Source organism: Taklimakanibacter lacteus (assembly GCA_003576695.1).
Lineage (GTDB): Bacteria > Pseudomonadota > Alphaproteobacteria > Rhizobiales > Aestuariivirgaceae > Taklimakanibacter > Taklimakanibacter lacteus.
In genome coordinates, this window is the sequence record QOZQ01000008.1 from 100,372 (window position 1) to 126,665 (window position 26,294).

Consider the following 26,294-nt stretch of genomic DNA (forward strand, 5'->3'; position numbering starts at 1 on the left):
AGCCTCAACAGGTTGTCCTCGGTCAGACTGAGGCGGCTGATGCCCGAATTGAGCCTAGCCCGAGGACGCGATGTAGCTTTTCATCTCCTCGGCTTCGCGCTCGATCGCCTCGATGCGGTGCTTCACCACATCGCCGATCGAGATCATGCCGCCGAGCTTGCCGCTTTCGACCACCGGAAGATGGCGCACGCGATGCTCCGTCATCAGCGACATGAGCTCGGCCTCGGTATCGCGCGGCGCGCAGGTCCTGACCGCAGCGGTCATGTATTCCTTGATCGGCTTGTCCAGCGCCTTGGCGCCGCCCAGCGACACGGCTCGAACAATGTCGCGCTCGGATACGATGCCGTTGATGCGCCCTTGCGCATCGACGATGACGACGGCGCCGATTTTCTTGGCGGCGAGTGTCTGCGCGACAGCGAGCACCGTATCGTCGGGTTGCGCCGTGATCACGGCGCGGCCTTTGGCGTTGAGAATCTGCGCAACAGTCATGCACACCTCCTGCTTCGCTGGCCCTCAGATTAACACGAACTCAGGGTCTGCGCATCCCTTCTCGCATCACGAGGAAATAGGCGGCGAGCCCGGCAATGAAGCCGCCAATATGCGCTTCCCAGGCGATGCGCGCATTGTCGGCGAAACCCGGCAGTCCCTGTACACCGCTAAGTACCGTCAGCCCCATGAACACGAGCAGGAAGATAATGGCGCGGCGGTTATGCAGGAATTCGCTGAAGGTCAGAGGCGCGCCCCGGCGCCCGAACATCACCGGGATCGCCGCCGCGAGCAGCCCTGAGACCGCTGCCGACGCGCCAACTGCGATCACCGGCGTGCCCCAGAAGACGGCGATCATGGCGAGCGCGCCACCGAGCGTCGAGACAAGCGCGATGAGGAGGAAGCGCAGCGTCCCGAACTGGCGCGCCACCGGCGTGCCGAAGATCAGGAGCCAGACTGAATTGAACAGCACATGCAGCCAGCCGTCATGGAGGAAGGCATAGGTGATGAGGCTCCAATATTGCGAGCCCTCGATCATCGCGATGCTCTCGCTCCCGCCGAAGCGGGCCGGGATGAGGGCAAAGGCGTAGAGCGACCAGATTTCCCAGTCCTGGCCGGCAAAGACGAGGGCCGCGTGAATGCCGATCAGGACGGCGATGACGATGAGAACGATGGGGGGCGCGTTAACGATAGGGCCGCTTCCGCCGCGGAAGCCCTGCCCGGTCCTGTCCGTCACGTCTGGCACGGTTGCTGCACTCTCCCTGCCAAGCGTCCACTCATGACACAACCACTGCTCACAAGTCCGGCAAAATCAATGCAGATGACTGATACCATCAAGGCCACGGCAACCCCAGAAGAAATCCTTCATCCGGGCAGCCGCGCGCTGTTCCGCTACTGGGAGGCCGTTCGCGGCGAGATGTCGGCGCCGCCCCGCGACTGGCTGGATTTGCAGAAGATCCGCATGCTCGTCCCGTATCTCTTCATGATCGAGCGCCGGCCGGATCAGGCCTATGCCTGGCGGCTGGCCGGAACCCGCGTTTGCGGGCTCTGGGGCAAGGAGCTGACCGGCAGGCCGGCCTTTGCCGAAGGTGACCGCTTCGAGCGTCAATCGATCAGCCGCCTGCTCGATGGCGTCGTCGATGCGCATCAGCCCTTTGTCCTGCGCTTCCGTCTCAATTCCGAGTCAGGCCTCGGCGTTGCGGCCGAGCTGGTCGCCACGCCGTTGCGCGCGCGTCAGGGCCATACGACTTTTGCCTTCGGCGTGATCATGCCGTTTCGGGAAGTGACCTGGTCGCAGAACGACCCGGTGACCACCTTCGAGCTGTCGGCCGCCCGCACGATCTGGACCGAGCCGGTTCCCGGCGCCGACCGCTACGCCTCCGCGCGATCAAATTCGCAACAGGCCTTCCAGGTGATTAACGGCGGACGCCTCGATTAGTTAAGAAATCGGATGAGCGGCCGTTAAGGATTTAGTTTTCCTTAACCTCATATTTTTAGCCCTTCGCTAAGGTGCTGATGCTACGGTCGCGTCGAAGAGCGCAGGGTAAAGCAGAATCGAGAGGCAATTCCGGCCGTGAATGCAGCAGTCGCGACTGGTACGAAATTTCCGTCAGCCGAAGGCCCGGCGGTTGCCGCCGTTGTCTTCGGCCGCTTCATGCTGCCCGATATGAGCGAATATTCCTGCCAGGTAAGCGACCTGACCGTGGATGGAGCGGTCTTCGCAGCCAAGACAGTGCCCGAGAAGGACGCCCAGATCGTCGCCTATATCGATGAGATCGGACGGGTGGAAGGCATTGCCGCAGAGGCGGTGCCAGGCGGCTTCCGGGTCGTCTTTTCCCATACCGGTCAGCGAAAAGAGCGCTTTGCCTCGCGCCTTGCCGGGCGCGCCACCAAGAACACCACCGCCGGGACCGACCTGCGCCGGCACGCCCGCTTCGCCCCGACCGACACCCAGTCGCATATCACCTTGCCGGATGGCCGGGTCTATGCTTGCGAGATCCTCGATATTTCGCTGTCGGGTGCGGCCGTGAAAGTCGACGTCATGCCGAGCCTCGGCACCCATCTGATGCTGGGCAAGATGCGCGGCCGCATCGTGCGCTATGTGGAATCAGGAATCGCCATTGAATTCCTGAAACCCCTCAACACCACCCAGCTTTCCGCCCAGATCCGCTGATCTGCCGTCTCGATGACTGTGGCCCGGCCTGCCGCAGGCCGGCCGTTTGCGCACGCGCCTTGATGGTTAATAGTCCCGATTCCCATCCTTTCTATTTTGTTATTAGTTTTCAGAGACTTGCGCCAATAAACTGAACGCGATCTCAAAGCCTTGCCGCTAGTCTGACGCCCAACGATAAGGGGAATGGACGTCAAAAAATGACTATCTTGGCAAGACTCGGGGGAGTTGCGCTCGGATTGTTCTGCTTGATCAGCACAGCGCATGCCGTGCAAGCGGAACAGGACCGGGCAGAACCCACAGAACAGTTTGAAACCATCTATGGCAAGGCGCTGCCGCCCATCGGCTTCGTGGAAATGTGCGCCCGTGAGCCGAAACTGTGCCGCCCGCAAGGTGGCCGGCCGACGAGACTGGCCTTGTCGCCGGACCGCTGGAACCTGGTCTACCAGGTCAACAGCTTCGTCAATGGCAAGATCGCGCCGATGAGCGATGAGGAGCTCTATGGCAAGCCCGAATACTGGACGCTCCCGACCGATGCCGGCGATTGCGAGGACTATCTGCTTCTCAAGAAGCACTATCTCGAAGGGCTGGGCTTCCCGTCATCGGCGCTGCTGATCACCGTCGTGCTCGACGAGAAGGCGCAAGGCCATGCCGTGCTCACCATCACCACCGACAAGGGCGACTTCGTGCTCGACAATCGCCGCAACGACGTCCTGCGCTGGAGCGATACCGGTTACAGCTATCTGAAGCGCCAATCTGCGGAAGATCCGCGCCAGTGGGTCTCGCTGACCAACAAGGACTCTGTCGCGGGCGCCGTCGTCTCGGCCGGAGGCAAGAAGAAATAGAGCATCGGACCGAAAAGAGTTGAGGGAGCTACGGCCCGGTCGGCGTCCCCCTCCCCATCCCCCACCAGACCGGGTCGAGGAGCCGGCTCAGTCCCACCCTGAGCCGGCTCCGCCTATTCCGGCGACCAGTCGCGCATGCCGGCGGCGAAACGCCGCCAGTTCTTCACGTAATTCTTGGCCGAGCGGGTGAGTTGTTCGGCCATCTCGGCCGAGACCTCGCGCACCACCTTGCCGGGCGCTCCCATCACCAGCGAATTGTCGGGGATCACCTTGCCTTCAGGGATCAGCGCATTGGCGCCGATCAGGCAGTTGCGGCCGATCCTGGTGTGGTTGAGGATCGTGGCGCCCATGCCGATCAGCGTGTTGTCGCCGATGGTGCAGCCATGCAGGATCGCCTGGTGCCCGATGGTGCAGTTGCGCCCGACGGTGAGCGGCGCCCCCATATCGGTGTGGAGCACGCAGCCATCCTGGATGTTGCTGCCCTCCCCGATATGGATGAGCTCATTGTCGCCCCGCAGCACCGCGCCGAACCAGATGCCGGCATTGCGCTCGAGCTTCACCTTGCCCACGACCACCGCATTGGGCGCGATCCAGTACTCGTTCTCAGGCGGAAGCTCGGGCGTAACGCCATCGAGCGAATAGATCGTCATGCAGCCCACTCTCTCAGTTGCTCGTGGTGCCAGACTATACAGTGCCGACCGGGGCAGACCAGCTATTGTTCTTATCGTCGCAGTCAGCAAGAGTTACACGGATTCCGGAGAGTGGAAAATGCGCAAATGACAACCCGAGCAGCAATCACGCAGGTGGAACGACGAATTGCTCAAGCACTTGAACCTCTCGGTTTCAATACGGCCCACAAATCCCGACAAGCACGGTTGGTCAAGAAAGTCGGAAATGAAGCAGAGATCTATCTCTACCCGGGCGTCCATCGTCGCAGAGGGAAAATACTGGTGGAACCGGTCATCGGCCTCGATTTTCTGCCGCTTCGAAGAGCGCTAGAAGCCATGGAGTCCAACCCCACCACGCAGGTGTGCCGTTGCATACTCGGTCTGGTTGACAGAAACGATTTGTGGGTTTGCCTGGAGCTTACGAGTGATGTGATCGGAACCGATGCTTTGGAAAAGATCATTGACTCTGTCCACAAGGCTTTGAGCGAATTGCTGCCGCTATGCTCAGCGAAAAGGATCCTCGAATTGTTCGAGGATCACATTCACCTGCGACGCGATGACAGCAGTTTTGCGATCCTGCAGGAGCATCTCAAACATGAAGTTTTGAGCCGACTTATGTCGGAGCAACACTTCGGCATATTGCACTAAGAGTAACTTTTGAAGATCACGTTTTCTAACCCACCCGGTGCCACCGCACCAACCGCATCCTCGATTCAGCCGGGGATGGTGACCGCCGGCGCGGAACGACTAGGCCGCGCTGGCGCTCCTCTCCACGAGAGCGATGAGCCCTTGCAAAAGGGCCATGGGGCTCGGCGGACAGCCGCGGATATGGAGATCGACGGGCACGATCTTCGATACGCCGCCGACGCAGGCATAGCTGTCGGCGAAGATACCGCCATCCAGGGCGCATGTTCCCACCGAAACGACCCATTTCGGGCTCGGTGTGGCATTGTAGGTGCGCGCCAGGGCCTCGCGCATATTGTGCGTGACCGGCCCGGTTACGAGCAGAACGTCGGCATGGCGGGGCGATGCCACGAAACGCAGGCCAAAGCGCTCGAGGTCATAAAAGACATTGCTCAGGGCGTGAATCTCGAGCTCGCAGCCATTGCATGACCCCGCATCGACATGACGGATCGAAAGGCTGCGACCGAGGGCGCGGCGCGCTGCATCGTCGAAGGACCGCGCCAACTGGGCAAGGGCAAGGTCGTCGGCCTCCGGCGCTGGCTCGGTCAGCGGCGGGCTGAGCAGATTCTTGAACAGGAGCTTTCGCATGATGTCGAGGCCTCAGACGTCCACTCCCGAATAGGAGCAGTTGAAGGATTTGTTGCACAGCGGAAAATCGGCGACGATGTTGCCTTCGATCGCGGCTTCGAGCAGCGGCCATTGGAACCACGACGGATCGCGCAGATGCGCCGCGGCGATCCGGCCATCGCGGGCAAGCCGCACCCAGGCGAACACATCGCCGCGAAAACCTTCGACGAGCGATATGCCCTCACGATGCGTTCTTGCACCGCCGCTTCGCGTCATGTCGGCCATGGAGGGGCCGCTCGGCAGGCCGGCGAGAATCTGGTCGACGAGCGCGACGCTCTGCCGGACCTCCTCGATGCGAATCCAGACACGCGCATCGACATCGCCGTCTTCGCGCACCGGGACGTCGAATGAAAGCTCGCCATAGGGTGCGTAACCCGGCCACCGTCGCGCGTCGAAGGACCGGCCCGAGGCTCGGCCCACATAGCCGCCGGCGCCATATTGACGGGCGAGCTCGGCTGCAAGGACACCGGTCGTCACCGTCCGATCCTGAAGCGATGCCGTATTGTCATAGAGAGACACGAGTTCGGGGAAGGTGCCGTTGACGGTGGCGATGAGCGAGCGGATGCGCGTGCCGCCCTCCTCGGTCATATCCGCCGCCACGCCACCGGGCACGATGCGATCCATCATCAGGCGGTGGCCGAAACAGGCATGCGCGGTCCGCAGCACATGCTCGCGCAGCGCCCCCATATGCGCATGCAGGAGAGAGAACGAGGCATCATTGCAGATGGCGCCGATGTCGCCGAAGTGATTGGCAAGGCGCTCGAGCTCCGCCATGAGCGCGCGCAGATAAAGGGCGCGCGGCGGAATCGCGAGGCCGAGAGCCGCTTCCGCCGCTTGCGCGAAAGCCAGCGCATAGGCGACCGTGCTGTCGCCCGATATGCGGCCCGCGAGGCTCGCCGCCCGGTCGAGCGTGGCCCCACGCAGCAATGAATCGATCCCCTTATGCACATAGCCCAGCCGCTCCTCGAGACGAACGACCGTCTCGCCATTGGCGTGGAAGCGGAAGTGGCCGGGCTCGATGATGCCGGCGTGAACGGGACCAACCGGGATCTGGTGCAGCGGCGGGCCCTCCGCCGTATGGAACGCATATGGCAATCCATCGGAGGGGCCATTGCTCGCCTCGCCGAGCGGATGTTCGAGGCCCCAACGGCCGTGATTGAGCCACGGTCGCTCATCCGGACAATCGCGCGGCACCAGACCATGGAGATCGCGGATCGTGCGCTCGAGACGCAAGGCGGGCGGATGGGCGATGGCAACGGACGGGAAGCTCCGGTCAGGGCATGGCAGGCTGACGATCAGGATGCCCTCCTCCGCCTTACCGGTGAGGCCCATGTGAACTGCCTCGCCGTCGCTCCACAGGGCGAGAAGCGTCGCCTGTCCGGAGGCAAGGCCGGCAGCAGCATCGCGCCAGACATTGCTGTCGACCACGATGCGCGGCCAGGGACGCTGCGCCTTGATCGTCCTCCCTTTGGCGGCCAGTGCCGATATGAATACCATGATCGCCTCCTAACCCAATAGCTCGGCGACGTTCCGGAACCAGGCGACCAGCGGTCCGGGAAGGTAGATGCCGGCCACCAGCACCAGCGCCAGATGCGCGAAGAGCGGCACATAGGACGCCTTGACCGCGCTGGTATCGCCCGTGGCCGGACCGAAGGCGGCCTCGCTCAATCGCAGCAGCAGCGCCCCGAAAGCAATCAGAAGCCCCAGCACCACCAGGACCGCGAGCACAGGCTCGCGCGCGAAGGTCGAGCTCACGATGAGGAACTCGGTCATGAAGATGCCGAGCGGCGGCAGGCCGGCGATCGCCACGACGCCCAGCACCAGCGCCCAGCCGAGCACCGGATGGCTTTCGGTGAGCCCGCGTATCTTGCTCAGATCCTGGGTTCCCTTCGCCTGGGCGATATGGCCGACGGTGAAGAAGATCGCCGACTTGGTCAGGCTGTGCAGCGTCATGTGCAGGAGACCGGCGAAATTGGCGATCGGGCCGCCCATGCCGAAGGCGAAGGCGATGAGCCCCATATGCTCGATCGAGGAATAGGCGAACAGGCGCTTGATGTCGCGGCGCCGGTAAAGCATGAGGCCTGCGAAAATGAGCGAGACGAGCCCCAGCGTCACCATCAGGGGACCCGGCGCGATGGCGCCCGGATTTGCCGCCAGCAGCATCTTGAAGCGCAGCACCGCATAGAGCGCGACATTGAGCAGCAGGCCCGACAGCACCGCCGAGATGGGGGTCGGGCCTTCCGCGTGCGCATCGGGAAGCCAGGCATGCAGCGGCGCCAGCCCCACCTTCGTGCCGTAGCCAAGCATCAGAAATATGAAGGCGACATTGAGCAGCTCGGGGCTGAAATCCTTCGCCCGCGCGATGAGCGCCGTCCACACCATGGCGTCATGGCCCTCGCCGATCACCGGTCGCGCCGCCATGTAGACGAGGATCGTTCCGAACAACGCCAGGGCTATGCCGACGCTGCCGAGGATGAAGTACTTCCAGGCCGCCTCGAGCGCCGCGGGCGTGCGGTATATGCCGACCATCAGCACCGTCGTCAGCGTCGCCAGCTCGACCGCCACCCACATGAGGCCGATATTGTTGGCGAGAAGCCCCAGATTCATCGCGAACATGAGGCATTGATACATCGCATGGTAGAAGCGCAAGTATGTCGGCGTGAGCTTGCCGGTCTCCATCTCATGCGCGATGTAGCTCGCGCTGAACGCGCTGGTGGTAAACCCGACAAAGGTGCCCAGCACGATGAAGACGACATTGAGGTCGTCGACGAACAGGTAGTTGCCGGGCTGCGGCCGTTCGACGAAAAGCGACAAGGAGGAAAGGAAGGTCAGGAACGCCGCCAGCACATTGAGGCGCGCGGTAAGGCGATAGCCCGGCAGCAACGCCAGAACCATGGCCGAGACGGCCGGGATGACGAGCAGCGCGGCGAGCGGCGCGACCGGCAGATCGATCCCTTCCGGCATCATTGCCGTTCTCCACGGGATTCGTCGAGGGCGTGGACATCGACCGAATCGAAGCGCTCACGAATGCGGAACAGGAAGACGCCGATCACGATGAGGGCGACGAGAACCGAAAAGGCGACGCTGATCTCGACCACCAGCGGCATGCCCTTGGCGCCGGTCGCCGCCAGGATGAGCCCGTTCTCGAGCGACATGAAGCCGATGATCTGGCTGACCGCATTGCGCCGCGTCACCATCATCAGGAGACCCAGGAGGACGACGGATAGCGCAAAGGCCAGATCCTCGCGCGCCAGCGGATCGGCGGCGGCGGTGGCGCGCAGCATGACCACCATCGACAGGGCGACGAGGCCCATGCCGAACAGCATGGTGAGGCCGATGCCGCCCACCGTCTCGATATTGCGATGGATGCCGAGCCTGACGACGACCCGATGCAGCACGATCGGAATGATAATCGCCTTGAGCACCAACGCGATCAGGGCGGTCACATAAAGATGAGGGGCGTCCTGGACATGCGCCTGCCAGGCCACGGAGGCGGCCAGGACGAGGGCCTGGAGCGCGAAGACGTTCAGCAGACTGAACATGCGGTCCTGGTAGAGCAGCATGAAGCTGACCAGCACCATGAAGCCGGCGAGCGTATGGGCGAAATCGAGAACAAACCTGTCCATCAGAAGGTCCGTGAAACGAACAGAAGCAAGGTGCCGAGGAAACCAAGCATGAAAGCGGCGCCCAGGAATTCCGGCACGCGGAAGACCCGCATCTTGGCGATCGACGTCTCGAACAGGACGAGCAGGAAGCCGCCGACGGCGAGCTTGCCGATATAGGCGACGACCGCCGTCACATAGGCGCCGGGCGCGGCATCCCCCTGCGCCAGTCCCCAGGGCGCGAAAATGGAAGCAATGAGGGAAATATAGAGCGACAGCTTGAGCGCTGCGGCGAGCTCGATCACGGCGAGATGGCGGCCCGAATATTCGAGCACCATGGCCTCATGCACCATGGTGAGCTCGAGATGGGTCGCCGGGTTGTCGACGGGAATGCGCGTGTTCTCCGCGAGCGCGACGATGATAAGCGCCACAAGCGCCAATGCCAGCGACACGCGCAGGCTCGCATGCGCGAAGACGAAATCCGCCACTTGCGAGAGCTGGGTGGTGCCGGCGACGAGCGCCACGGTGAAGACGATCATGATCATCGCCGGTTCGGCGAGCGAGGCGAACATCATCTCGCGGCTGGAGCCGATGCCGCCGAAGCTCGTCCCCACATCCATGCCGGCGAGCGCCAGGAAGAAGCGGGCCGAGCCCAGCAAGGCGGTGATGACGATCAGATCCGCCGTCCAGCTGAATTGAAGGCCGGTCGCGAAGGTCGGCACCAGTGCCGCGGCCACCCAGGTGGCGGCGAAGATCATATAGGGCGCGCTGCGGAACAGCCATGACGCGTTCTCGGCGAGCACGACCTCCTTGCGCATGAGACGCAGGAGATCGCGATAAGGCTGGAGCAGCGGCGGTCCCTTGCGGCGCAGCAGCCACGCCTTGGCCCGGCGGGTGAAGCCCAGAAGCAACGGCGCCACCGCCAGAACCAGGAACATCTGGACGCCCTGCAGGAAGAGATCGCGGATCATGCCCATATCGCGACCACCAGAAGCAGGCTGACCAGCGCCGCGAAGACCAGGCCCAGATAGCGGCGGATGGTGAGGAACTGGAGAGCATTGAACTTCTCGCCGGCGAGAGCGACCGTCCTTTCGATCGGGAAGTAGATCATATCCCAGGCAAGGTCGCGCAGCCTGACCTCGAGCCGCGCCGGTAGCGGGTCCTCCGGCTTCGGCATCGTCACCTTTTCGCGCGCCAGGAAGAACTCGCCGAACACCCGGCGCAGCGGCTGGGCAAAGCTGTCCGCCGTATACTGCGTGAGCGGGCTGGGCTCCGGATAGCCGCAGTCCCAGGCGGGACCGCGTCTCATCGCGCGCGACGCCAGACGGTGGATGCTCTTGACGGTGAGAAGCGTCGCAATAACGATAAAGGCGAAGATGAGAAGGCCGTTATAGGAGCTGCGGCTTTCCGCCACCGGCACGATCGACAGCCAGGGCAGCGAGGCTTGCGCCGGCATGGCGTGTCCGACAGCTTCCCTTACCGCCGGTGCGACGGCGTCGATGAGAAAGCCGGGCAGAATGCCGGCGAGCACGCACAAGCCGAGCAGCATGAACATCGCGGCCAGCGAGAGTCGGTCGGCCTCATGGGCCGAGCTTGCCGCCGGTGAACGCGGCCGGCCGAGGAAGCCGATGCCGAAAGCGCGCACATAGCACGCCGCCGACAGCGCCGCCCCCAGCGCCAGCAGCGCGCCTACCGCCGGGATCACCAGTTTCAGGCCCCATTGCGGCAAATCCGGGCTGACGAGGATCGCCTGGAAGATCAGCCATTCGGAGACGAAGCCATTGAGCGGCGGCAGGGCGGAAATGGCGAGGCAGCCGCCCAGGACCAGGAAGGCCGTCTGCGGCATGGTGCGGATCAGGCCGCCGAGCTTTTCGATGTCGCGCTCGCCGGTCCCGTTGAGGACGGCCCCCGCGCCGAAGAAGAGCAGTCCCTTGAACAGCGAGTGATTGAAAATATGCAGGAGAGCGGCGGTGAAGGAGAGCGCCGCGGCCCCCGTCATGCCGTTTGCCTGAAAGGCGAGCGCAAGTCCGAGCCCGATGAAGATGATGCCGATATTCTCCACCGTGCTGTAGGCCAGAAGCCGCTTCAGATCGCGCTGCAGGACGGCCTGCAGCACGCCCAGCACCACCGTGACGGCGCCGAGCCCGAGCACCAGGATGCTCCACCACCAGACGGGAGCGCCGAGCAGGTCGAAGACGATGCGCACGAAGCCGTAGATCGCCACTTTCGTCATGACGCCGCTCATCAGGGCGGAGACATGGCTCGGTGCGGCGGGATGCGCCAGAGGCAGCCAGACATGCAGGGGCACGAGGCCCGCTTTCGACCCCGCCCCGAGCAAGGCCAGGATGAGAACGAGGCCCGGAAGCCAGGCGGCGTGAACGGCCACGCGCATGTCGGCGAAGCCATAGCCGCCCGCAGGCCCGGCCAGCAGGCCGAATGCCAGGAGCAGCGCCAACGTGCCGAAGCTCGCCATCACGAGATAGATATAGCCTGCCCGACGGTTTTCGGGATCGCGATGATGCGCCATCACCAGCGCCCAGGATGTCAACGACATGAATTCCCAGGCGACGAGGAAGCTGAAGGCGTCGGCGGCGAGAAGGACGAGGTTCATGCCGGCGAGGAACGCCGGATAGAAAGGCAGTATGCGTTCCGGCGCATCTTCATGGCGGCCATAGCCGAGCGCATAGAGGCTCGCCGCCGCGGCCCCCAGATCAATGACCACCAGAAAAAACGAGGAAAGCGGATCGAGGCGGAAATTCGCTCCAACCCAAGGCAGGCCGATCGGTAAGCGTGTGATCTCCGTCGCGCCGGCCCCACCGAGCAGCTGGCTCGCCGCCACGGCGAGAATGGCGAGGCTGAGAATGAGGCAGAGCGAATAGACCAGCCCGCTCGCCGCGGCAGATCTGCGGACAAGGACGCCAAGCACAGCCGTCGCAAGCAGCGCCGCCACGCACATCAGCGCGAGCGATACATTATCCATGCGCGGCCTGCTCCATGGTCCAGCCCTATGTTCTCAACCGGACGCCGCGGCCACCGGACTGACTCGCAGCACCGTCGCCGATCAATTCGACGCCGGCCTCATCCAGGGCCGAAATGAGCTTGGTGAGGGATTCGACATTGCCGCGGACGACGCCGTCGCTGGCCTCCATCCGCTGGATCGTGGGCAAGGAAAGACCGGCAAGCTCGGCAAGCTTGCGCTGATCAATTCCGATCAGCGCGCGGGCGGATTTCAGCTGGCCAGCAGTAATCATGCTTCAGATATCGAATATTAGATATGAGACATCATATCAGATAAGATATGCATCTGTCACTCCCCATCAGAGCCTGAAGCGCTTGTGGTCTGGGCGTGGGCGCTGCGGCATGCCGGCCGCAAAGCCGACATTGCACCGGATAACAGATGAGGTTGATTGAGGCATGTCGGCTTCGGCGATGATGGCCGGTCTGAAAGCGGCCACCCGTCGCTTGCGGCTTACTCGAGATCGAAATCGAGAATGGCCATGTTGAAATTATAGGAGAGCTCGCCATCCTCATCATCGCGGAAGATCACGCCGATGAACTCATCGCCGATATAGACCTCCGCCGAATCGCTCTTCTGTGGGCGCTTGCGCACCTCGATATTGGCGAGTTGGAACTTGGCCTTGAAAAAACGGGTGAGCTTCTTGATCTCGTCGGGTTGCACTATTGCCTTCCTTGCTGAACGGGGAAGCCCAAGGTCTACTCCCCCGGCCAAAGGCAAGACAAGCCTATTCTGCTTCCTGGGGCGCGTCCGCCTTGAGCTGGTGATCCATCACCAGAGCCGGCTCCGCGCAGCCCGCATAGCCGACGATCTTGGCGGGCACGCCCGCGACCGTGCGGTTGGGCGGCACGTCATGCAGCACGACAGAGCCCGCGGCGACACGCGAGCAATGGCCGATCTCGATATTGCCGAGAATCTTGGCGCCGGATCCGACGAGCACGCCGTGGCGGATCTTGGGATGCCGGTCGCCCGATTCCTTGCCGGTGCCGCCGAGCGTCACGTCCTGCATCAGCGAAACATTGTCCTCGACCACCGCCGTCTCGCCGATCACGATGCTGTGGCCGTGATCGATGAAGATGCCGCGCCCGATGCGGGCCGCCGGATGGATGTCGACCGTATAGACCACGGAAGCGCGGCTCTGCAGATAGTAGGCGAAGTCCCTGCGGTCCATCTTCCACAGCTGATGCGCCATGCGATGGGTCTGGATCGCCTGGAAGCCTTTGAAATAGAGGAGCGGCTCGAGATAGCGGTTGCAGGCGGGATCACGCTCATGCACCGCGACGATATCGGCGCGCATCGCATCGCCGATCGCGGGATCGGCATCGAGCGCGTCCTGGAAGGCCTGCTGGATCAGCTCGGCGGTGAGCGCATTGGCCATGCGCTGCGCGATGCGGTGCATCACGGCATCTTCCAGGCGCGGCTGGTTCAGCACGGCGCCGAAGATGAAGCCGCCGAGGCTCGGGTCCTTCTTGGCCGCCTCATGGGCTTCATCACGGATGCGGTCCCAGACCGGATCGAGGCTGGCGACTTGCGGATTTGTCGACTGGCGGACCATCGGTTTCTCCCTGATTGACCTCATATTACGCCACTCCCCGGCAGATAGGGAACATTCCCCGAAAAGCAACAGCATTGCGTTAACCGGGGGGCTCTCTGCGCGCATCCCGGCGAAGTGAATTTCACTTCGCCGAAAAGGATTCGCGCCAAATCAATAGCTTGGTGCAAATCCTTATCGCCAAAGTCTTCAACTTTGGCGAGATTTGCACTAAGCGGGCCTTATGACAGAAATCGCTTCCCCTACCCCCTATTTGCGCGCCTGGCGCGAAAGCTCCACGGGTGTCCTGCTGCTCAACCGGCCGGAACGCCGCAATGCCCTCAACCGCGAAATGTGGGCCGCCCTGCCCGCTTTGGTGAAAGCCCTCGACAGCGCCCCCGAGACGCGCCTTCTGGTGGTCAAGGGTGCCGGGCGGGAAGCCTTTGCCGCCGGCGCCGATATCAGCGAATTCGCCGATGCCCGCTCCGCGCCCGAAAAGGTCAGAGAATATGAGGTGTTGAACGGAGCAGCCTTCGCCGCGCTCCGCAACACGTCGAAACCCGCCATCGCCATGATCCAGGGCTTCTGCATCGGCGGTGGGCTCGCTCTGGCGCTGGCCTGCGATCTGCGCATTGCGGCCGCAGATGCCGTCTTCGCTTTGCCCCCGGCAAAGCTCGGCCTCGCCTATCCGCTCGACGGTCTGCGCGACCTGCTGCAGGCGGTGTCCCCCGCTTTCGCCAAGGAGATGCTGTTCACGGCCCGGCGCTGTGGCGCCGGGGAAGCGCTCACGGCCGGCCTTGTGCATCGCGTCGTGGCGGCTGACCGGCTGGAGGCGGAAACCGGCGATTTGGCCCTCCTCATCGCCGAGAACGCGCCCCTCACCTTGAAGGCGTCCAAGCGGGCGGTCGATGCGCTGGCGGGACGACAGGTCAGCGAAGATCCGGCCGAGCTCGCCGCCGCCTGCTTCGCCAGCGCCGACTATGCCGAGGGCCAGCGGGCCTTCCTCGAGAAGCGTAAGCCGCGCTTCACCGGCGCTTGATTCCGGATGCCAGGAAACCGCCCTAACCGATTGAATTAAAGAACTTAATTACCTCATCCTTGTGCTGGCGGTCGCCCACCGCGTTCATGTGGTTGCGGCGCGGCAGCACCACACCGCGGGCGCCCGGAATGGCTTCGACCAGGGGCTCCACCCGTCCGGCAACATCATCGACCTCGCCGGCCACGACCAGCACCGGCACCTGGATTTGCCCGAGTTCGGCGCGCGTGATCTTCGCCCGTTCCGAGCGCATGCAGGCGGCAAGGGCCTTGAGATCGCCTTTCGTCTGTTCGGCAAAGATGCGGAAGACCCGCGCCTCGGGATCGGTGACGACATCCACAGATGGCGCCTCCAGGGCTTCCGCGATCGGCTCCGACCGGCCAAAACCCTTGATCATGTTCTCGGCGAGACCGGAAAAGACCGCGGCGCGTATGCGGTCGGGATGCTTGACCGTGAGAAAGGCCGAGATCCGCGCCCCCATCGAATAACCCATGACCAATGTCTTCGCGATGCCGAGATGGTCGAGAAGCCGGCGCGCATCTTCGGCCATTTCGGGGGCGGGATAGGCCGCAACGTCATAGAGCTTGCCGCTCTCGCCATGGCCGCGATTGTCGAAGGTGATCGTCCGGTAGCCGGCTTCGGTGAGCGCCTTCACCCAGCCCGTATCGAACCAGTTGACCCGCTGATTGGAGGCAAAGCCATGGATCAGGAGCACAGGCTTGCCCTCCCCGGTCACCTCATAGGCGATATCGACAATGTCGGAACGGAAACTCGGCATGGGCCCTCGTGCTTTGCGATAAGGAGAAAGATATGCTAATCGCGCCCTTCTCTAATAGCTTAAATCAGGGATGCGACATGGCGTCGGGCTCCACACCACATTTCCAGAACAGCGACGGCGTGCCGGCGATCGAGATCGGCACCAGGGAATTCATGTGCATTGGCGCCAAGCCGCCCTTCGACCACCCGCATATCTTCATCGACATGGGTGCCGACAAGGAAACCGTCTGCCCCTATTGCTCGACACTTTATAAATACAATGATCGCCTGGCCGCGACGGAATCGAAGCCGGCCAATGCCTTGTGGACGGACGAAGCGGCTTGAATGGCGCGAGCGGCGTTACTGCGACGCCGCCGTCTCATCGACCATGCCCTTGTCGAGCTTGCTCTGCCCCGGCAGGCAGGCGGCACAGCCGGTGAGCGCGGTCAGGCAGATGATGGCGATGAGGGTCCGCAACATGCTGACGCAAACTGGCATCGCACCTTGCGATTGTCCAGCTTGATTTGCAACCGCTGAACCGGCACCGTCCGCCCGCATGATCGAGATCAGGGAATACAGGGAAACCGACGCCGAGGCGATGCTGGCGCTGATTCGGCAGTTGCAGGCGCATGAGGTGGCGCTCTACGACCGCATGAAACCCGCCGCCGATATGGGCTCGTGGTATATCGATCTTCTCAAGAAGCAATGCGCCGAGGATGACGGCGTCATCCTGATCGCCGCGGAAGACGGCAATGCCCTGGGCTATGCGACGATCCTCACCAATGTGATCGAGGATGGCGCGGGCGATGAGGTCGCTTACGCCTATGCCTATGTCGGCGACCTGGTGGTGGCCGAAGCGGCGCGCCGCCGCGGCATCGGCCGGAGGCTTCTCGATGAATGCGAAAGACGGGCCCGTGCCGCCGGCCGCGATGAATTGCGCATCACCGTGCTGGCCCTGAACAATGGCGCGCGCGAGGCCTATCGCGGTTTCGGCTTCTCCGATCTCCTGGTCGACATGCGCAAGGTCTTCACATGAAGAACGACACGCTGTCCAATGCGCAGGCCCGCCGCCTGGCCCTCGTCGCCCAGGGCTTCGCCAGCCCGAAGCGTGAAGGCACGGCCAACTGGACGCGCATCGAGCGCGCCATCGCGCATATGAATCTCCTGCAGATCGACAGCGTCAATGTGCTGGTGCGCTCGCACTACCTGCCCGTCTTCGCGCGCGCCGGCCATTACAGCCACGACACGCTCGACCAGCGCACTTTCGGCAGGCGCAAGCGCCGCTTCTTCGAATATTGGGCGCATGAGGCGAGCTTCCTGCCGCTCGAGCTCTATCCGCTTTTGCGCTGGAAGATGGACCGCGCACGAAATGGCACGGGCGAGCACAGGTTTCTCGAGACATTCGGGCGCGAGCAGAAGGCCTATGTCAATGAGGTGCGCGCGCATGTACGCGCCAACGGGCCGACCGCGGTCAGCGACCTGCCCGATCCCGGCGGGCGCACCGGCAATTGGTGGGGCTGGAACAAGGGCAAGATCGCGCTCGAATATCTCTTCCACACCGGCGAGGTGACGGCGGCGACGCGGCGCGTCTTCGAGCGTCTCTATGATCTGCCGGAACGGGTGCTGCCGGCCGATACGCTGAACGCCCCCATGGTGCCGGAAGCGGACGCGGTTCGCCAGTTGATCGATCTCTCGGCGCGTGCGCTGGGCATCGCCAGCGAGGCGGATCTGCGCGATTATTTCCGCCTGCCGGTCGATGCCTTCAAGAAAGCCATGCCGGCGCTCATCGAGGAAGGCGTGATCGTGCCGGCCAGGGTCGACGGCTGGACGATCAAGGCCTATCGCCACCGCGATACGGGCTCACCGCGCAAGGCCGGCGCCAACACCTTGCTGTCGCCTTTCGATCCTCTCGTCTGGGAGCGTTCGCGTGCCGAGCGCCTGTTCGACTTCCACTACCGGATCGAGATCTACACGCCGCAGCCCAAGCGCGTTTACGGCTATTATGTCCTGCCCTTCCTGGAAGGCGACCGGCTCACCGCGCGCTTCTGCCTGAAGGCCGACCGCCAGGCCGGCCTCCTGCGTGTGAATGCCGCCCATGGCGAGGACGGGATCGACATGATGCGAACGGCCGAGGCCGCCACACCCGAATTGCGCCGCATGGCGCAATGGCTGGGGCTTGGCGATATCGCCGCGGCGGCGCGCGGGTCCCTGGCCAAACCTCTCCGCCAGGCCCTGAAACGCGCATGAAGCACGATGACATCATCACTCTGCGCCTGGTCCTCCGACTTCTGCCGCAGGACGCGCTTGAAGCGACGGAGGCTGGTCACGTCGCCGAGGCGGCGCGGTCGCTGGCCTTCGACCTGCCCGGGAAATGGAAGGATGTCGCTCCCCTGGCGCGACGGCGCCTGCCGCAGCTGGCCGAATGCCCGGACTACCGCCCGTGGTCCATCCGCGCCATTGTATTGAAGGAAACCGGGCAGGCGATCGGCTATGTCAATTTCCATGACCTGCCCGCCCGCCACGAAATGGCGCAACGCGATGCCTGCGCCGAATTCGGCTACACGATTTTCGAGGAGCATCGCCGCAAGGGTTATGTCGAGGAAGCGGTGCGCGCGCTCATGGATTGGGCACGCCGGCGCGGCGCCAGGCATTTCATCTTCTCGATCGCGCCCGGCAATGCCGCCTCGCGCGGCGTCGCGCTGAAGCTCGGTGCCCGCAAGATCGGCGTCCAGATCGATGAAGAGGATGGGCCGGAAGACGTGTTTCTGCTGGAATGAGGGAACGAGCGCTGCCCGCCCGGCGTGCCGACACTTTACTTGAGCCAGGGATTTATAACGTCAAAACCACATGCATCGAAGTCGCTGGCGTTCCGTGTGGCAAGTTGTGCGCCACGCGAACGTGTAATGCCCGCGATTTGCGCATCAAATTGTGAGATTGGACGACCGGTTGCTCGCCTGGTCGCACTGATCTGCGCGAATTCGTCCGCAGCAAGACTATCGAAGGTTAGGACCTGTCCCGCCATGTCGATATCGAGAATACGTATCACGGCATCCCAAAGCTGATCGCGTCTTTTACCGGCGGGGAGCACTCGGATACCATAGAGAAGCTCTCCTCGCGTGACGGTCGTTGTAAATATGGAAGCACGCGGTTGGTCGTTAAGCCACTCCGCTACGCGCGGCTCTGGGCTGACCCGCAACATTTCCGACAGAACATTCGTGTCCAGCACAATCATCTGTCGATATCTACTGGATCGCGCATAGCCTGACGGGGAGCAATTTCCAGGTCCACACCGCCAATGAAGTCAACACGTGCGCGGATAGCATCGACAAGTCCACCCGCGCGGGAGGCTTCACGGGAGAGCGCCGTGCGCAGGATGTCACGCGCCTCATCTTCCATCGAGCGACCGTGCCGCGCTGCCTGCACGCGTAGCTTTGCCTTTAGCTTTTCGTCGATATCTCGAATGGTCATGCTGGCCATATTTCACCTATGACATCATTGATTGCATATTAGTCAATGATGACAAATCATACAAGAAGGCGGCAATAACCAATGAAATCAATGAATTGTATGGGGCTCCCCATCATAAAGGACCCTACGCGGCAAGGCATCATCCTGCTCTAAAGAGGGAGCGAGCCCCGGCCCGCTCCCTCGCTCATCTTAGATCGCCTTCTCGCGCACCAGCTGATCGGTGACCTTGCGGATGGCCGCGCCCAGCGTGTCGACGATGAAATCGACCTCTCCCTTGGTGATGATGAGCGGCGGCGACAGCACGTCGAGATGGCCGATCGGCCGCACCAGCAGCCCATGCGCCTCGCATTCATTCGAGATGCGCTTGGAGATATTCGCCTCGTCGGGCAGCTTCCGCTTCGTCTCCTTGTCGGCGACATATTCGAGGCACATCATCAGGCGGCGGCCGCGCACATCGCCGACGATCGGCAGGGATGAAAGCTCGGCCAGGCGCCGCTCGAGATAGTCGCCGACGCGCGCCGCATTGCCCAGGAGATCCTCGCGCTCGATGATCTCGATATTCTTGAGCCCCACCGCGCAGGCGACCGGATGGCCGGAATAGGTATAGCCATGGGTGAACCACGCATCGGCGTCGGGGGCGCTGATCACCTCATGCACCTTGTCCGAATAGAGCACCGCCGATAGCGGGATATAGCCCGAGGTCAGACCCTTCGCCGTCACGATGATGTCGGGCACGATGCCGAATTCGGCTTCCGACGCGAACATGTGGCCGAGTCGGCCGAAGGCCGTCACCACCTCATCGGCAATGAACAGGATGCCATTGTCGCGGCAGAGCTTGGCCATGCGCGGCAGGTAGTTGGGCGGCGGCATGGTGACCCCGCCCGAGGCCTGTGCCGGCTCGGCGATGAAGGCAGCGATTGTCTCGGGCCCCAGGCTTTCGATCTTCTGGCGGAATTCCTCGACCAGAAAGTCGCTGAACTCGGCAAGGCTCATGCCGTCCGGCCGGCGATAGGGATAGGGCGCGGACAGGTGATGCACGAGATCGGGCACATAGTGGAAGTGCTCCGACTGATCGCCATCGCGCAGGCCCACCGTCATGCCGAGATAGGTAGAGCCGTGATAGGAGTTCTTGCGCGAGATGATGTATTTGCGGTCCCGCGCGCCCCGCCGCGACTGATAGTAATGCGCAAGCCTGATTGCCGTGTCGACGCCGCAGGAGCCGGAGGTGGCGAAAGCGACATGGTTGAGCCCGGAAGGCGCCAGCGAGGCAAGCTTCGCGGCAAGCTCCGCCGCCGGCGCGTTGGTCACATCGACGAAGGTCGTCGTATAGCACAGTTGCAGCGCCTGCTCGGCCATCGCCTGGGCGATCTCCTTGCGGCCATAGCCGGCATTGACGCACCACATGCCGCCGATGCCATCGAAATAGCGCCGGCCCTCGGCATCCTTGACATAGCAGCCCTCGCCCTCGACCAGGACGAGCGAGCCCTCCTCGCGGAAACTGTCGAAATGCGTATAGGGATGCAGGAAATGATCATGGTCTTTCTGCCACAGATCATCCGGGTTGAAGCGGTTGCTAGCCTGATGAAGCATGATTTTCCTCTTTTTGACTGAACGTTCATTCAATATCTGAAGGCGACAAAGGGCGTTCCCGTGTCTTTGCAGACTGTAGCCAAGGCTCCGATGCGCCGCCAGCCCCTGCTTGTGCAGCTGCGAGACCGCAACTTGACCTAATGGCAGTTTAATTAGCCTCGCCCCTTGTCCGAGCGTGATAATCCGCACACGGATTATCACGCTCACGACGGGCGTCCGGTTTCGGGTGGATAAGGCCCCTCTGCTCTCCCAGATTGAGGTCATGCAATGAGGAGTTCCGCCATGACACTCGACATATCGACCACCGAACGCCACCACACCGCACCGCCGGTCCAGCACGATGATCCGGTGCGCTATGCCTTCGGCGCATCCTTCCTGGGCGAGGTGCTGGTTGCCACGACCGGCAAGGGCATCTGCGCCATATTTCTCGGCAGCGACCGCGACCGGCTGGCGGATCGCCTCCGTGAGCATTTCCCCCTGGCGCAATCTTCCGGGAACCATGATCTGGACGACCAGGTCGCGCGCGTCATCGCTCATATCGAAGCACCGACACAATCGTGCGAGATGCCGCTCGATCTGCGCGGCTCGGATTTCGAGATCGAGGTTTGGCAGGCTTTGCGCGCCATCCCGCCGGGCAAGACCCTGAGCTATTCCGGGCTTGCGAGGAGGATCGGCGCGACAGGCGGTGCCAAAGGGGCCGCCAAGGCCGTCGCTGACGCTTGCGTCGGCAACAAGATCGCGGTTCTCATTCCCTGCCATCGCATTTTGCGCAAGGACGGTTCGATCTCGGGCTATCGCTGGGGCGTTCAGCGCAAGCGCGCACTGCTCAGGCGGGAGGGCGCGCTGTGACCGACGCGCTCCCCGCTTCCGTCGCCAGACGCATCTCGGCGCGCGACTGGCCGGCTCTCGGCGTCGAGCTCGACAAGCATGGTGCCGCCATCATCGAGGGATTGCTCAGCCCGGACGAATGCGCCGGACTTGCCCGGTCCTATGCCGAAGACCGGCCGTTCCGCAGCCGCGTCATCATGAGTCGGCACGGCTTCGGCCGCGGCGAGTACAAGTATTTCGCCTATCCCCTGCCCGGCCTCGTCGCTTCGCTGCGCGCGGCTCTCTATGCGCCTTTGGCGCAGATCGCCAATCGCTGGAACGAGGCCTTGGGTGATGCGGCGCGCTTCCCGGCCGAGCATCCGGATTTCATCGCGCGCTGCCACGAGGCCGGCCAGCAGCGCCCGACGCCCCTGCTGCTGCAATATGAGGAAGGCGACTATAATTGCCCGCATCAGGATATCTATGGCGCGCATGTCTTTCCGCTGCAGGTCGCCATACTTCTCTCGCGGCCGGGCGAGGATTTCACCGGCGGCGAATTCGTCCTGACCGAGCAGCGTCCCAGGATGCAGTCCCGCGCCGAGGTGGCACCGCTGCGCCAGGGCGACGGCGTGATCTTTCCGGTGCATCATCGTCCGGTCCAGGGCACACGCGGCATCTACAAGGTCAATTTGCGCCATGGCGTCAGCCGGCTCAGATCGGGCCGCCGCCACACGCTCGGCATCATCTTTCACGATGCGCAGTGACTAGGCTGCGTTCAGATCGCGCCGCACCTTTTCGACGACCTGGCGCTGCTCGGTTTCGGGCAGCGCCGGGAATTCACGGCTGTAGAAGCGCTCGAAGCCATCGGGCAGCTTTTCCGAGACGATCTCGCCGCGGATCATCTGGCTGTTGAGCGCATCGCCGTCGCGATGCGGCGCCAGATGCACATGGAGATGCGCAACACCGTCGCCGAATATATAGACATAGACATGCTCTGTGCCGGTCGCCGCCTTGAGGCTCCGGCTTACTCTGGCGATCGCGGCACCGAAGCTCCGCGCTTCCGCGCCGTCGAGATCGGCGATGGTCGGAATATGCCGCAAGGGTTCGAGATAGGCGAAGCCCAGCACTTCCGCATCAAGCGACAGGGTCAGCCGCCATTCGCCGTCGCGCCACACCTCGACACGATGCAGCGCTTCATCTCCCTCGCGCCCGGCGCAGATGATGCATCCCCTCGTCATGGCGAGGAGAAGAGATGCCGGCGCCTGGTGACGACGCGCTCGACCGCGGCGCAGAAGCTCTCGCAATGCGCATCGCTCACCATCAGCGACAGCGCCATATAGCCCCGCCCGGCCGTGTAATAGCCCTCTTCCAGAAGATCGAGATAGAGAAGCTGGCGCAGCCGCGGATCGGACTTGCCGACATCGTCAGGGGTTCTGATCTCGCCGGCCAGCGGATGAAGGTTGATCAGCGAGCCAAGTCCGGTCGCCTTGAGGCGGACCTGGTAGCGCATGAAGAGATCGTTGAGCCGCTCGCGCAGGCCATCGCCGCGCCGGTTGAGCTCGAGGCAGGCAGAGGGGGTGAATATCTCGGAGAGCGCCGCGAAACCCGCCGTCATGGTCAGCATGTTGTTGTTGAAGGTGCCGGCATGCGGCAGGAAGTCCGGCCGCGTCGGATCGAACTGCTGCATGATGTCCCGCCGGCCGCCAAAAGCGCCGAAGGACATGCCGCCGCCAATATACTTACCCAGCGTCTTGAGGTCGGGCGCGATGCCAAGTGTGGCGCTCAGTCCTCCCGGAGCGAGCCTGGACGTCATCACCTCGTCGAAGATGAGGAGGATTCCCCGCGCCGCCGTCTCACGCCGCAGCATCTCCAGATAATCCCTGTCGGCCGCCAGACAGCCGCCACTGCCCAGCATCGGCTCGATGATGACGGCTGCAAGCGATGCAGCATGCTCGGCAATCAGCTTCCGCGTCCAGGCAATATCGTTGAAGGGGGCCAGCACGACGTCATACGGCGCATTGATGGCGGCGCCGCCGCCCCCGAAATAGAGCGTTCCGCCGTGATAGCCGCCCTTGATGCCGAGGATCCTGGGGCGTTTCGTGAAGGCGCGCGCCGCGCCCAGCGCCATCATATTGGCTTCGGTGCCGGAATTGGTGAAGCGCACCAGATCGAGTGCGAAGCGCTCCGCCACAATCTGCGCGAATCGCACTTCCATTTCGCTATGGGCGCCGAGATTGATCCCGCCGGCCAGCGCCTCCGCGACCGCCTGCTTGATGCGCCGGTGCGAATGTCCGTAGAGCCCGGCCGAATATTCGCCCAGAAGGTCGACATAGGAATGGCCGTCGATATCGCGGATAACCGCCCCTTCCGCATGCGCGATGCGGATCGGAAAGGGCGCCGTGAACAGCACGGTGCGGGTGTTCCCGCCCGGCATGACGGCGAGCGCCTCCTCATGCAACGCCTTGGTGCGCGGCCGCGCCCGGCTGAAACGCTCCGAAGCTTCGGCCACAGCCGCATCGATAGTGTCGACGAGAGGCGCACTCATGCTCATTTCCCTGCACGCAAGCCCCGGAGCATGCCCGACCTTGCGCAAAGGCGCAATGTTTCAGCCATGCGCTGCACTCAACTAAGCTTGGACATGGAGATTGCTGCGGGAAGCCTGTAGGTTGCGCCGGCCATGCCGGATATTCGCCACGAGATCAAGCAGGAGCAGACACTTCCCCATTCGGAAAGGTCCGCCGAAAGCACATGGCCGGCCTGGCGCGAGAATATCGTGGCGACGCTGCAACTCGCTTGGCCGATGGTGCTCACCAACCTGGCGCAGACGGCGATGATCGTCACCGACGTCGTCTTCATCGGCAGGCTCGGGCCGCAGGCGCTGGCCGCGAGCTCGCTCGCCGTCAACATCTACCACACATTCACCTTCTTCGCCTTCGGGCTGGTCAGTGCCGTAGCCCCCATGGTGGCGCGCGAGAAAGGCGCCCGCCGCCACGAAGTGCGCGAGATTCGCCGCATCGTGCGGCAGGGCCTGTGGACGGTCATCGCCGTCTCCATACCGGCAATCCTGCTGCTTTGGCATGGCGACCGCTTCCTTCTCGCCATCGGTCAGGAGCCGGCTTTGTCGGCCGAGGCCGGCAAATATCTGCGCGCCCTCGTCTGGGCACTGCCGTCCTTCCTGGGCTTCGTCGTCCTGCGCTTCTTCATATCGGCGCTCGAGCGACCGCAATGGGCTTTCGTCATCGCCATTGGCGGAATCCTGCTGAATGCGCTCGGCAACTGGCTGCTGGTTTTCGGCAATTGGGGCTTTCCCGCTCTCGGCCTCGTTGGCTCGGGGCTCGCAAGCGCCATCGCGACCTTGCTCATGTTCATCGGCATGGCCGCGGTCGTCACCTTCGACCGGCATTTCCGCCGCTATCATGTTCTCGGCCGCTTCTGGCAGGCGGACTGGTCGCGCTTCAAGGCGATCTGGCGGCTCGGGCTTCCGATCGGCCTGATCATCGCCTTCGAGACCAGCGTGTTCAATGCCGCCGCCTTCCTCATGGGGTGGCTCGGCGAGGCCGAGCTTGCCGCCCATGCCATCGCCATCCAGATCGCCGCCATCACCTTCATGACGCCGCTCGGCATGGCCCAGGCCGCCACCGTGCGCGTCGGCCTCGCCTATGGCGCGGGCGATGCTTTGGGCGCCGCACGGGCCGGCTGGAGCGCCTTCATTCTCGGCACTGGCTTCATGGTGCTGATGGCGGCGCTGCTGATAAGCGTGCCGCAATTCCTGGTCGGCATCTTCCTGGACGTTCATCGGCCCGGCAATCTGCCCGTCCTCGCGCTCGCCACCTCGTTCCTCATCGTCGCCGCCATCTTCCAGATCGCCGACGGCGCCCAGGTCCTGGCGGCGGGCATGCTGCGCGGACTCCATGATACGCGCGTACCCATGTGGTATGCGGCGATCGGCTATTGGTGCATCGGCTTGCCGCTCAGCGCCTGCCTGTCGCAGCTCACTCCCTTGCGTGGTGTCGGCGTGTGGATCGGCCTCGCGGCCGGTCTCGCCGCGGTTGCCGTGCTGATGGTGCAGCGCTGGCTCAGGCGCGAGAAGCTGGGGCTGATCAGGCCGCCAGCCTGACGGCCGCACAAAGGATTTGCCCCCATGGCGCGGTGCGCTAGAAGGTCGATCAGGCCCCCTTGGCGGAATTGGTAGACGCACAGGACTTAAAATCCTGAGCCCACAAGGCGTCCCGGTTCGACCCCGGGAGGGGGCACCACCCTTCGCTCTTCGACGAGTCCTCCGGAGCCTTGGCGTAGGAGGAGCTTCGGGTGGCGTGCCATCGACGAGTCCTCCGAAGCCTTGGCGTAGGAGGAAGCCTTGGCGTAGGAGGAAGCCTCGGCGTAGGAGGACGTCTATGTCCGCCCGTAACTGTCTCTGGCGCGCCGGCGCCTGAATGGCCAGGCCAGCAGATGGATGATCCCCCAGCCGGCCACAAGGCCGACAAGCGCACTGATGAAACCCTCGCCTGTCGTGGGAATCGCCGGTTGATAGTCTTTCAGCGTTTCGTCGAGCAATGGTCGGTCGGCGTCGCCAAGGAAGGACACGGCGCGACTGAGATAGTCTCCACTCATGTCGTCACGCTGCTGTCTCAGCTCGGAGAGCCTCTGAATGTTCAGCTCCATGTCGATGCCGCGCCGGCGCACCAGATCATCGCCGTTCACCCGCAGCTGGGCCAGGGCATCGCCCCGGCTCATATTATTGGCCGCTGCATCCCGGTCGAACCGGTCGACGATGGCTGCGACCTCATCAACGGCACCACCGAGCCGTTGCTTATATTGCTGCATGACCTCCGGAAGCTGAGCGCCGACGATCGCCGCCAGAACGCCTATCCCCAGAGAAATCGTTCGAATGAGCATGATGCAGGGAGCTCCCGTTCATCCAGGTAACGGTGGGTGGCAACTCCGCCAACCAGCCCAGCTGGAAAGCTAGATCAGGCAGGATATCGGCGGCAAGCCGTCCCGGTTCGCC

At 63.3% G+C, this 26,294-nt stretch carries 31 protein-coding genes and 1 tRNA gene; 13 read left to right on the forward strand and 19 right to left on the reverse strand.

What is annotated here, in order from left to right; translation table 11 throughout:
* Window positions 1-54: 54 nt before the first annotated feature.
* The gene (locus tag DT068_RS17040; RefSeq protein ID WP_119391075.1) at window positions 55-489 is read right to left on the reverse strand and encodes a CBS domain-containing protein; all 435 of its coding nucleotides are present in this window, start codon (window positions 487-489) and stop codon (window positions 55-57) included.
* A gap of 40 nt (window positions 490-529) precedes the next feature.
* Window positions 530-1,231, reverse strand: a complete 702-nt coding sequence (locus DT068_RS17045; protein ID WP_162914259.1) for a rhomboid family intramembrane serine protease — start codon at window positions 1,229-1,231, stop codon at window positions 530-532.
* A 75-nt stretch (window positions 1,232-1,306) separates the two neighbouring features.
* Here DT068_RS17045 and DT068_RS28080 point away from each other — a divergent pair, with 75 nt between their 5' ends.
* The 3 genes from DT068_RS28080 to DT068_RS17060 all read left to right on the forward strand — a co-directional run bounded on the left by DT068_RS28080 (window position 1,307) and on the right by DT068_RS17060 (window position 3,501).
* Window positions 1,307-1,924 (forward strand): PAS domain-containing protein, encoded by a 618-nt coding sequence (locus DT068_RS28080; RefSeq protein ID WP_162914260.1) that lies wholly within the window; start codon window positions 1,307-1,309, stop codon window positions 1,922-1,924.
* Window positions 1,925-2,059: 135 nt separating this feature from the next.
* Window positions 2,060-2,659 carry a PilZ domain-containing protein gene (locus DT068_RS17055; protein ID WP_119391077.1) on the forward strand — a complete coding sequence of 200 codons (600 nt, stop codon included), beginning with the start codon at window positions 2,060-2,062 and terminating at the stop codon, window positions 2,657-2,659.
* 245 nt (window positions 2,660-2,904) lie between these two features.
* On the forward strand, window positions 2,905-3,501 hold the full coding sequence (locus DT068_RS17060; RefSeq protein ID WP_162914261.1) for a transglutaminase-like cysteine peptidase: 597 nt from the start codon (window positions 2,905-2,907) through the stop codon (window positions 3,499-3,501).
* Window positions 3,502-3,614: 113 nt separating this feature from the next.
* On the opposite strand, the gene DT068_RS17065 is transcribed toward DT068_RS17060, so the two are convergent.
* Window positions 3,615-4,151 carry a gamma carbonic anhydrase family protein gene (locus tag DT068_RS17065; protein WP_119391079.1) on the reverse strand — a complete coding sequence of 179 codons (537 nt, stop codon included), beginning with the start codon at window positions 4,149-4,151 and terminating at the stop codon, window positions 3,615-3,617.
* Between the two features lie 126 nt (window positions 4,152-4,277).
* Here DT068_RS17065 and DT068_RS17070 point away from each other — a divergent pair, with 126 nt between their 5' ends.
* Entirely contained in the window at window positions 4,278-4,817 is a 540-nt protein-coding gene (locus DT068_RS17070; protein ID WP_162914262.1) for a hypothetical protein, read from the forward strand.
* 99 nt (window positions 4,818-4,916) lie between these two features.
* On the opposite strand, the gene DT068_RS17075 is transcribed toward DT068_RS17070, so the two are convergent.
* The 9 genes from DT068_RS17075 to cysE all read right to left on the reverse strand — a co-directional run bounded on the left by DT068_RS17075 (window position 4,917) and on the right by cysE (window position 13,653).
* The gene (locus tag DT068_RS17075) at window positions 4,917-5,441 is read right to left on the reverse strand and encodes an NADH-quinone oxidoreductase subunit B family protein (RefSeq protein WP_119391081.1); all 525 of its coding nucleotides are present in this window, start codon (window positions 5,439-5,441) and stop codon (window positions 4,917-4,919) included.
* Window positions 5,442-5,453: 12 nt separating this feature from the next.
* A complete protein-coding gene (locus DT068_RS17080) occupies window positions 5,454-6,977 on the reverse strand; it encodes a hydrogenase large subunit (protein ID WP_119391082.1) in 1,524 nt (507 codons plus the stop codon).
* Between the two features lie 9 nt (window positions 6,978-6,986).
* A complete protein-coding gene (locus tag DT068_RS17085; protein ID WP_368904785.1) occupies window positions 6,987-8,447 on the reverse strand; it encodes a hydrogenase 4 subunit F in 1,461 nt (486 codons plus the stop codon).
* Window positions 8,444-9,106, reverse strand: coding sequence for a hydrogenase-4 component E (locus DT068_RS17090; RefSeq protein ID WP_119391083.1), 663 nt, complete (start codon window positions 9,104-9,106; stop codon window positions 8,444-8,446). The genes DT068_RS17085 and DT068_RS17090 overlap by 4 nt, the downstream gene beginning before the upstream one ends.
* Entirely contained in the window at window positions 9,106-10,059 is a 954-nt protein-coding gene (locus tag DT068_RS17095; protein ID WP_119391084.1) for a respiratory chain complex I subunit 1 family protein, read from the reverse strand. The genes DT068_RS17090 and DT068_RS17095 overlap by 1 nt, the downstream gene beginning before the upstream one ends.
* Window positions 10,050-12,062 (reverse strand): hydrogenase 4 subunit B, encoded by a 2,013-nt coding sequence (gene hyfB / locus DT068_RS17100; protein ID WP_119391085.1) that lies wholly within the window; start codon window positions 12,060-12,062, stop codon window positions 10,050-10,052. The genes DT068_RS17095 and hyfB overlap by 10 nt, the downstream gene beginning before the upstream one ends.
* Window positions 12,063-12,087: 25 nt before the next feature.
* Entirely contained in the window at window positions 12,088-12,333 is a 246-nt protein-coding gene (locus tag DT068_RS17105; protein WP_119391086.1) for a helix-turn-helix domain-containing protein, read from the reverse strand.
* A 218-nt stretch (window positions 12,334-12,551) separates the two neighbouring features.
* Complete coding sequence (locus DT068_RS17110; protein WP_119391087.1) at window positions 12,552-12,761, reverse strand: DUF3126 family protein; 210 nt, start codon at window positions 12,759-12,761, stop codon at window positions 12,552-12,554.
* A gap of 64 nt (window positions 12,762-12,825) precedes the next feature.
* On the reverse strand, window positions 12,826-13,653 hold the full coding sequence (gene cysE, locus DT068_RS17115; RefSeq protein WP_119391088.1) for a serine O-acetyltransferase: 828 nt from the start codon (window positions 13,651-13,653) through the stop codon (window positions 12,826-12,828).
* Window positions 13,654-13,873: 220 nt separating this feature from the next.
* Between cysE and DT068_RS17120 the strand changes: the two genes are divergently transcribed.
* Window positions 13,874-14,668 (forward strand): enoyl-CoA hydratase, encoded by a 795-nt coding sequence (locus DT068_RS17120; RefSeq protein ID WP_119391089.1) that lies wholly within the window; start codon window positions 13,874-13,876, stop codon window positions 14,666-14,668.
* A gap of 22 nt (window positions 14,669-14,690) precedes the next feature.
* Here the strand turns inward: DT068_RS17120 and DT068_RS17125 are convergent, their stop codons facing one another.
* Window positions 14,691-15,443 carry an alpha/beta fold hydrolase gene (locus DT068_RS17125; protein ID WP_119391090.1) on the reverse strand — a complete coding sequence of 251 codons (753 nt, stop codon included), beginning with the start codon at window positions 15,441-15,443 and terminating at the stop codon, window positions 14,691-14,693.
* A gap of 77 nt (window positions 15,444-15,520) precedes the next feature.
* Here DT068_RS17125 and DT068_RS17130 point away from each other — a divergent pair, with 77 nt between their 5' ends.
* From DT068_RS17130 to DT068_RS17145, 4 genes are all read left to right on the forward strand, one after another.
* Window positions 15,521-15,766 carry a zinc-finger domain-containing protein gene (locus DT068_RS17130; protein ID WP_119391091.1) on the forward strand — a complete coding sequence of 82 codons (246 nt, stop codon included), beginning with the start codon at window positions 15,521-15,523 and terminating at the stop codon, window positions 15,764-15,766.
* A gap of 211 nt (window positions 15,767-15,977) precedes the next feature.
* On the forward strand, window positions 15,978-16,457 hold the full coding sequence (locus DT068_RS17135) for a GNAT family N-acetyltransferase (RefSeq protein WP_119391092.1): 480 nt from the start codon (window positions 15,978-15,980) through the stop codon (window positions 16,455-16,457).
* Window positions 16,454-17,668 carry a winged helix-turn-helix domain-containing protein gene (locus tag DT068_RS17140; RefSeq protein ID WP_119391093.1) on the forward strand — a complete coding sequence of 405 codons (1,215 nt, stop codon included), beginning with the start codon at window positions 16,454-16,456 and terminating at the stop codon, window positions 17,666-17,668. The genes DT068_RS17135 and DT068_RS17140 overlap by 4 nt, the downstream gene beginning before the upstream one ends.
* Window positions 17,665-18,198 carry a GNAT family N-acetyltransferase gene (locus DT068_RS17145; RefSeq protein WP_162914263.1) on the forward strand — a complete coding sequence of 178 codons (534 nt, stop codon included), beginning with the start codon at window positions 17,665-17,667 and terminating at the stop codon, window positions 18,196-18,198. The genes DT068_RS17140 and DT068_RS17145 overlap by 4 nt, the downstream gene beginning before the upstream one ends.
* Window positions 18,199-18,233: 35 nt before the next feature.
* On the opposite strand, the gene DT068_RS17150 is transcribed toward DT068_RS17145, so the two are convergent.
* The 3 genes from DT068_RS17150 to DT068_RS17160 all read right to left on the reverse strand — a co-directional run bounded on the left by DT068_RS17150 (window position 18,234) and on the right by DT068_RS17160 (window position 20,479).
* Window positions 18,234-18,653 carry a type II toxin-antitoxin system VapC family toxin gene (locus DT068_RS17150; protein WP_119391095.1) on the reverse strand — a complete coding sequence of 140 codons (420 nt, stop codon included), beginning with the start codon at window positions 18,651-18,653 and terminating at the stop codon, window positions 18,234-18,236.
* Entirely contained in the window at window positions 18,650-18,898 is a 249-nt protein-coding gene (locus DT068_RS17155) for a FitA-like ribbon-helix-helix domain-containing protein (protein WP_119391096.1), read from the reverse strand. The genes DT068_RS17150 and DT068_RS17155 overlap by 4 nt, the downstream gene beginning before the upstream one ends.
* Before the next feature lie 180 nt (window positions 18,899-19,078).
* Window positions 19,079-20,479, reverse strand: a complete 1,401-nt coding sequence (locus tag DT068_RS17160) for an aminotransferase (protein WP_119391097.1) — start codon at window positions 20,477-20,479, stop codon at window positions 19,079-19,081.
* A gap of 282 nt (window positions 20,480-20,761) precedes the next feature.
* On the opposite strand from DT068_RS17160, the gene DT068_RS17165 reads away from it, so the two are divergent.
* Window positions 20,762-21,328 (forward strand): methylated-DNA--[protein]-cysteine S-methyltransferase, encoded by a 567-nt coding sequence (locus DT068_RS17165; RefSeq protein ID WP_162914264.1) that lies wholly within the window; start codon window positions 20,762-20,764, stop codon window positions 21,326-21,328.
* Complete coding sequence (locus DT068_RS17170; protein ID WP_119391099.1) at window positions 21,325-22,050, forward strand: 2OG-Fe(II) oxygenase; 726 nt, start codon at window positions 21,325-21,327, stop codon at window positions 22,048-22,050. Before DT068_RS17165 ends, DT068_RS17170 begins: the two co-directional genes overlap by 4 nt.
* Here the strand turns inward: DT068_RS17170 and DT068_RS17175 are convergent, their stop codons facing one another.
* A complete protein-coding gene (locus tag DT068_RS17175) occupies window positions 22,051-22,524 on the reverse strand; it encodes an HIT family protein (protein WP_119391100.1) in 474 nt (157 codons plus the stop codon). It abuts the gene before it with no gap.
* On the reverse strand, window positions 22,521-23,831 hold the full coding sequence (locus tag DT068_RS17180; RefSeq protein WP_368904786.1) for an aspartate aminotransferase family protein: 1,311 nt from the start codon (window positions 23,829-23,831) through the stop codon (window positions 22,521-22,523). Before DT068_RS17180 ends, DT068_RS17175 begins: the two co-directional genes overlap by 4 nt.
* A gap of 132 nt (window positions 23,832-23,963) precedes the next feature.
* On the opposite strand from DT068_RS17180, the gene DT068_RS17185 reads away from it, so the two are divergent.
* A complete protein-coding gene (locus DT068_RS17185; RefSeq protein WP_119391102.1) occupies window positions 23,964-25,403 on the forward strand; it encodes an MATE family efflux transporter in 1,440 nt (479 codons plus the stop codon).
* Between the two features lie 53 nt (window positions 25,404-25,456).
* A tRNA-Leu gene (locus DT068_RS17190) sits at window positions 25,457-25,542 on the forward strand.
* Window positions 25,543-25,678: 136 nt separating this feature from the next.
* Here DT068_RS17190 and DT068_RS17195 read toward each other — a convergent pair.
* The gene (locus DT068_RS17195) at window positions 25,679-26,182 is read right to left on the reverse strand and encodes a DUF2937 family protein (RefSeq protein ID WP_119391103.1); all 504 of its coding nucleotides are present in this window, start codon (window positions 26,180-26,182) and stop codon (window positions 25,679-25,681) included.
* Between the last annotated feature and the right edge of the window lie 112 nt (window positions 26,183-26,294).

Bases quoted from the DNA above. Each gene is read 5' to 3' on its own strand.
- DT068_RS17155 (WP_119391096.1), bottom strand. From the start codon at position 18,898: ATGGCCAGCATGACCATTCGAGATATCGACGAAAAGCTAAAGGCAAAG.
- hyfB (WP_119391085.1), bottom strand. From the start codon at position 12,062: ATGGATAATGTATCGCTCGCGCTGATGTGCGTGGCGGCGCTGCTTGCG.
- DT068_RS17065 (WP_119391079.1), bottom strand. From the start codon at position 4,151: ATGACGATCTATTCGCTCGATGGCGTTACGCCCGAGCTTCCGCCTGAG.
- DT068_RS17040 (WP_119391075.1), bottom strand. From the start codon at position 489: ATGACTGTTGCGCAGATTCTCAACGCCAAAGGCCGCGCCGTGATCACG.
- DT068_RS17195 (WP_119391103.1), bottom strand. From the start codon at position 26,182: ATGCTCATTCGAACGATTTCTCTGGGGATAGGCGTTCTGGCGGCGATC.
- DT068_RS28080 (WP_162914260.1), top strand. From the start codon at position 1,307: ATGACTGATACCATCAAGGCCACGGCAACCCCAGAAGAAATCCTTCAT.
- DT068_RS17135 (WP_119391092.1), top strand. From the start codon at position 15,978: ATGATCGAGATCAGGGAATACAGGGAAACCGACGCCGAGGCGATGCTG.
- DT068_RS17130 (WP_119391091.1), top strand. From the start codon at position 15,521: ATGGCGTCGGGCTCCACACCACATTTCCAGAACAGCGACGGCGTGCCG.
- DT068_RS17075 (WP_119391081.1), bottom strand. From the start codon at position 5,441: ATGCGAAAGCTCCTGTTCAAGAATCTGCTCAGCCCGCCGCTGACCGAG.
- DT068_RS17070 (WP_162914262.1), top strand. From the start codon at position 4,278: ATGACAACCCGAGCAGCAATCACGCAGGTGGAACGACGAATTGCTCAA.
- DT068_RS17175 (WP_119391100.1), bottom strand. From the start codon at position 22,524: ATGACGAGGGGATGCATCATCTGCGCCGGGCGCGAGGGAGATGAAGCG.
- DT068_RS17185 (WP_119391102.1), top strand. From the start codon at position 23,964: ATGCCGGATATTCGCCACGAGATCAAGCAGGAGCAGACACTTCCCCAT.
- DT068_RS17180 (WP_368904786.1), bottom strand. From the start codon at position 23,831: ATGAGTGCGCCTCTCGTCGACACTATCGATGCGGCTGTGGCCGAAGCT.
- DT068_RS17165 (WP_162914264.1), top strand. From the start codon at position 20,762: ATGACACTCGACATATCGACCACCGAACGCCACCACACCGCACCGCCG.
- DT068_RS17095 (WP_119391084.1), bottom strand. From the start codon at position 10,059: ATGGGCATGATCCGCGATCTCTTCCTGCAGGGCGTCCAGATGTTCCTG.
- DT068_RS17085 (WP_368904785.1), bottom strand. From the start codon at position 8,447: ATGATGCCGGAAGGGATCGATCTGCCGGTCGCGCCGCTCGCCGCGCTG.
- DT068_RS17120 (WP_119391089.1), top strand. From the start codon at position 13,874: ATGACAGAAATCGCTTCCCCTACCCCCTATTTGCGCGCCTGGCGCGAA.
- DT068_RS17105 (WP_119391086.1), bottom strand. From the start codon at position 12,333: ATGATTACTGCTGGCCAGCTGAAATCCGCCCGCGCGCTGATCGGAATT.
- DT068_RS17160 (WP_119391097.1), bottom strand. From the start codon at position 20,479: ATGCTTCATCAGGCTAGCAACCGCTTCAACCCGGATGATCTGTGGCAG.
- DT068_RS17125 (WP_119391090.1), bottom strand. From the start codon at position 15,443: ATGCCGAGTTTCCGTTCCGACATTGTCGATATCGCCTATGAGGTGACC.
- DT068_RS17080 (WP_119391082.1), bottom strand. From the start codon at position 6,977: ATGGTATTCATATCGGCACTGGCCGCCAAAGGGAGGACGATCAAGGCG.
- DT068_RS17140 (WP_119391093.1), top strand. From the start codon at position 16,454: ATGAAGAACGACACGCTGTCCAATGCGCAGGCCCGCCGCCTGGCCCTC.
- DT068_RS17145 (WP_162914263.1), top strand. From the start codon at position 17,665: ATGAAGCACGATGACATCATCACTCTGCGCCTGGTCCTCCGACTTCTG.
- DT068_RS17150 (WP_119391095.1), bottom strand. From the start codon at position 18,653: ATGATTGTGCTGGACACGAATGTTCTGTCGGAAATGTTGCGGGTCAGC.
- cysE (WP_119391088.1), bottom strand. From the start codon at position 13,653: ATGGTCCGCCAGTCGACAAATCCGCAAGTCGCCAGCCTCGATCCGGTC.
- DT068_RS17090 (WP_119391083.1), bottom strand. From the start codon at position 9,106: ATGGACAGGTTTGTTCTCGATTTCGCCCATACGCTCGCCGGCTTCATG.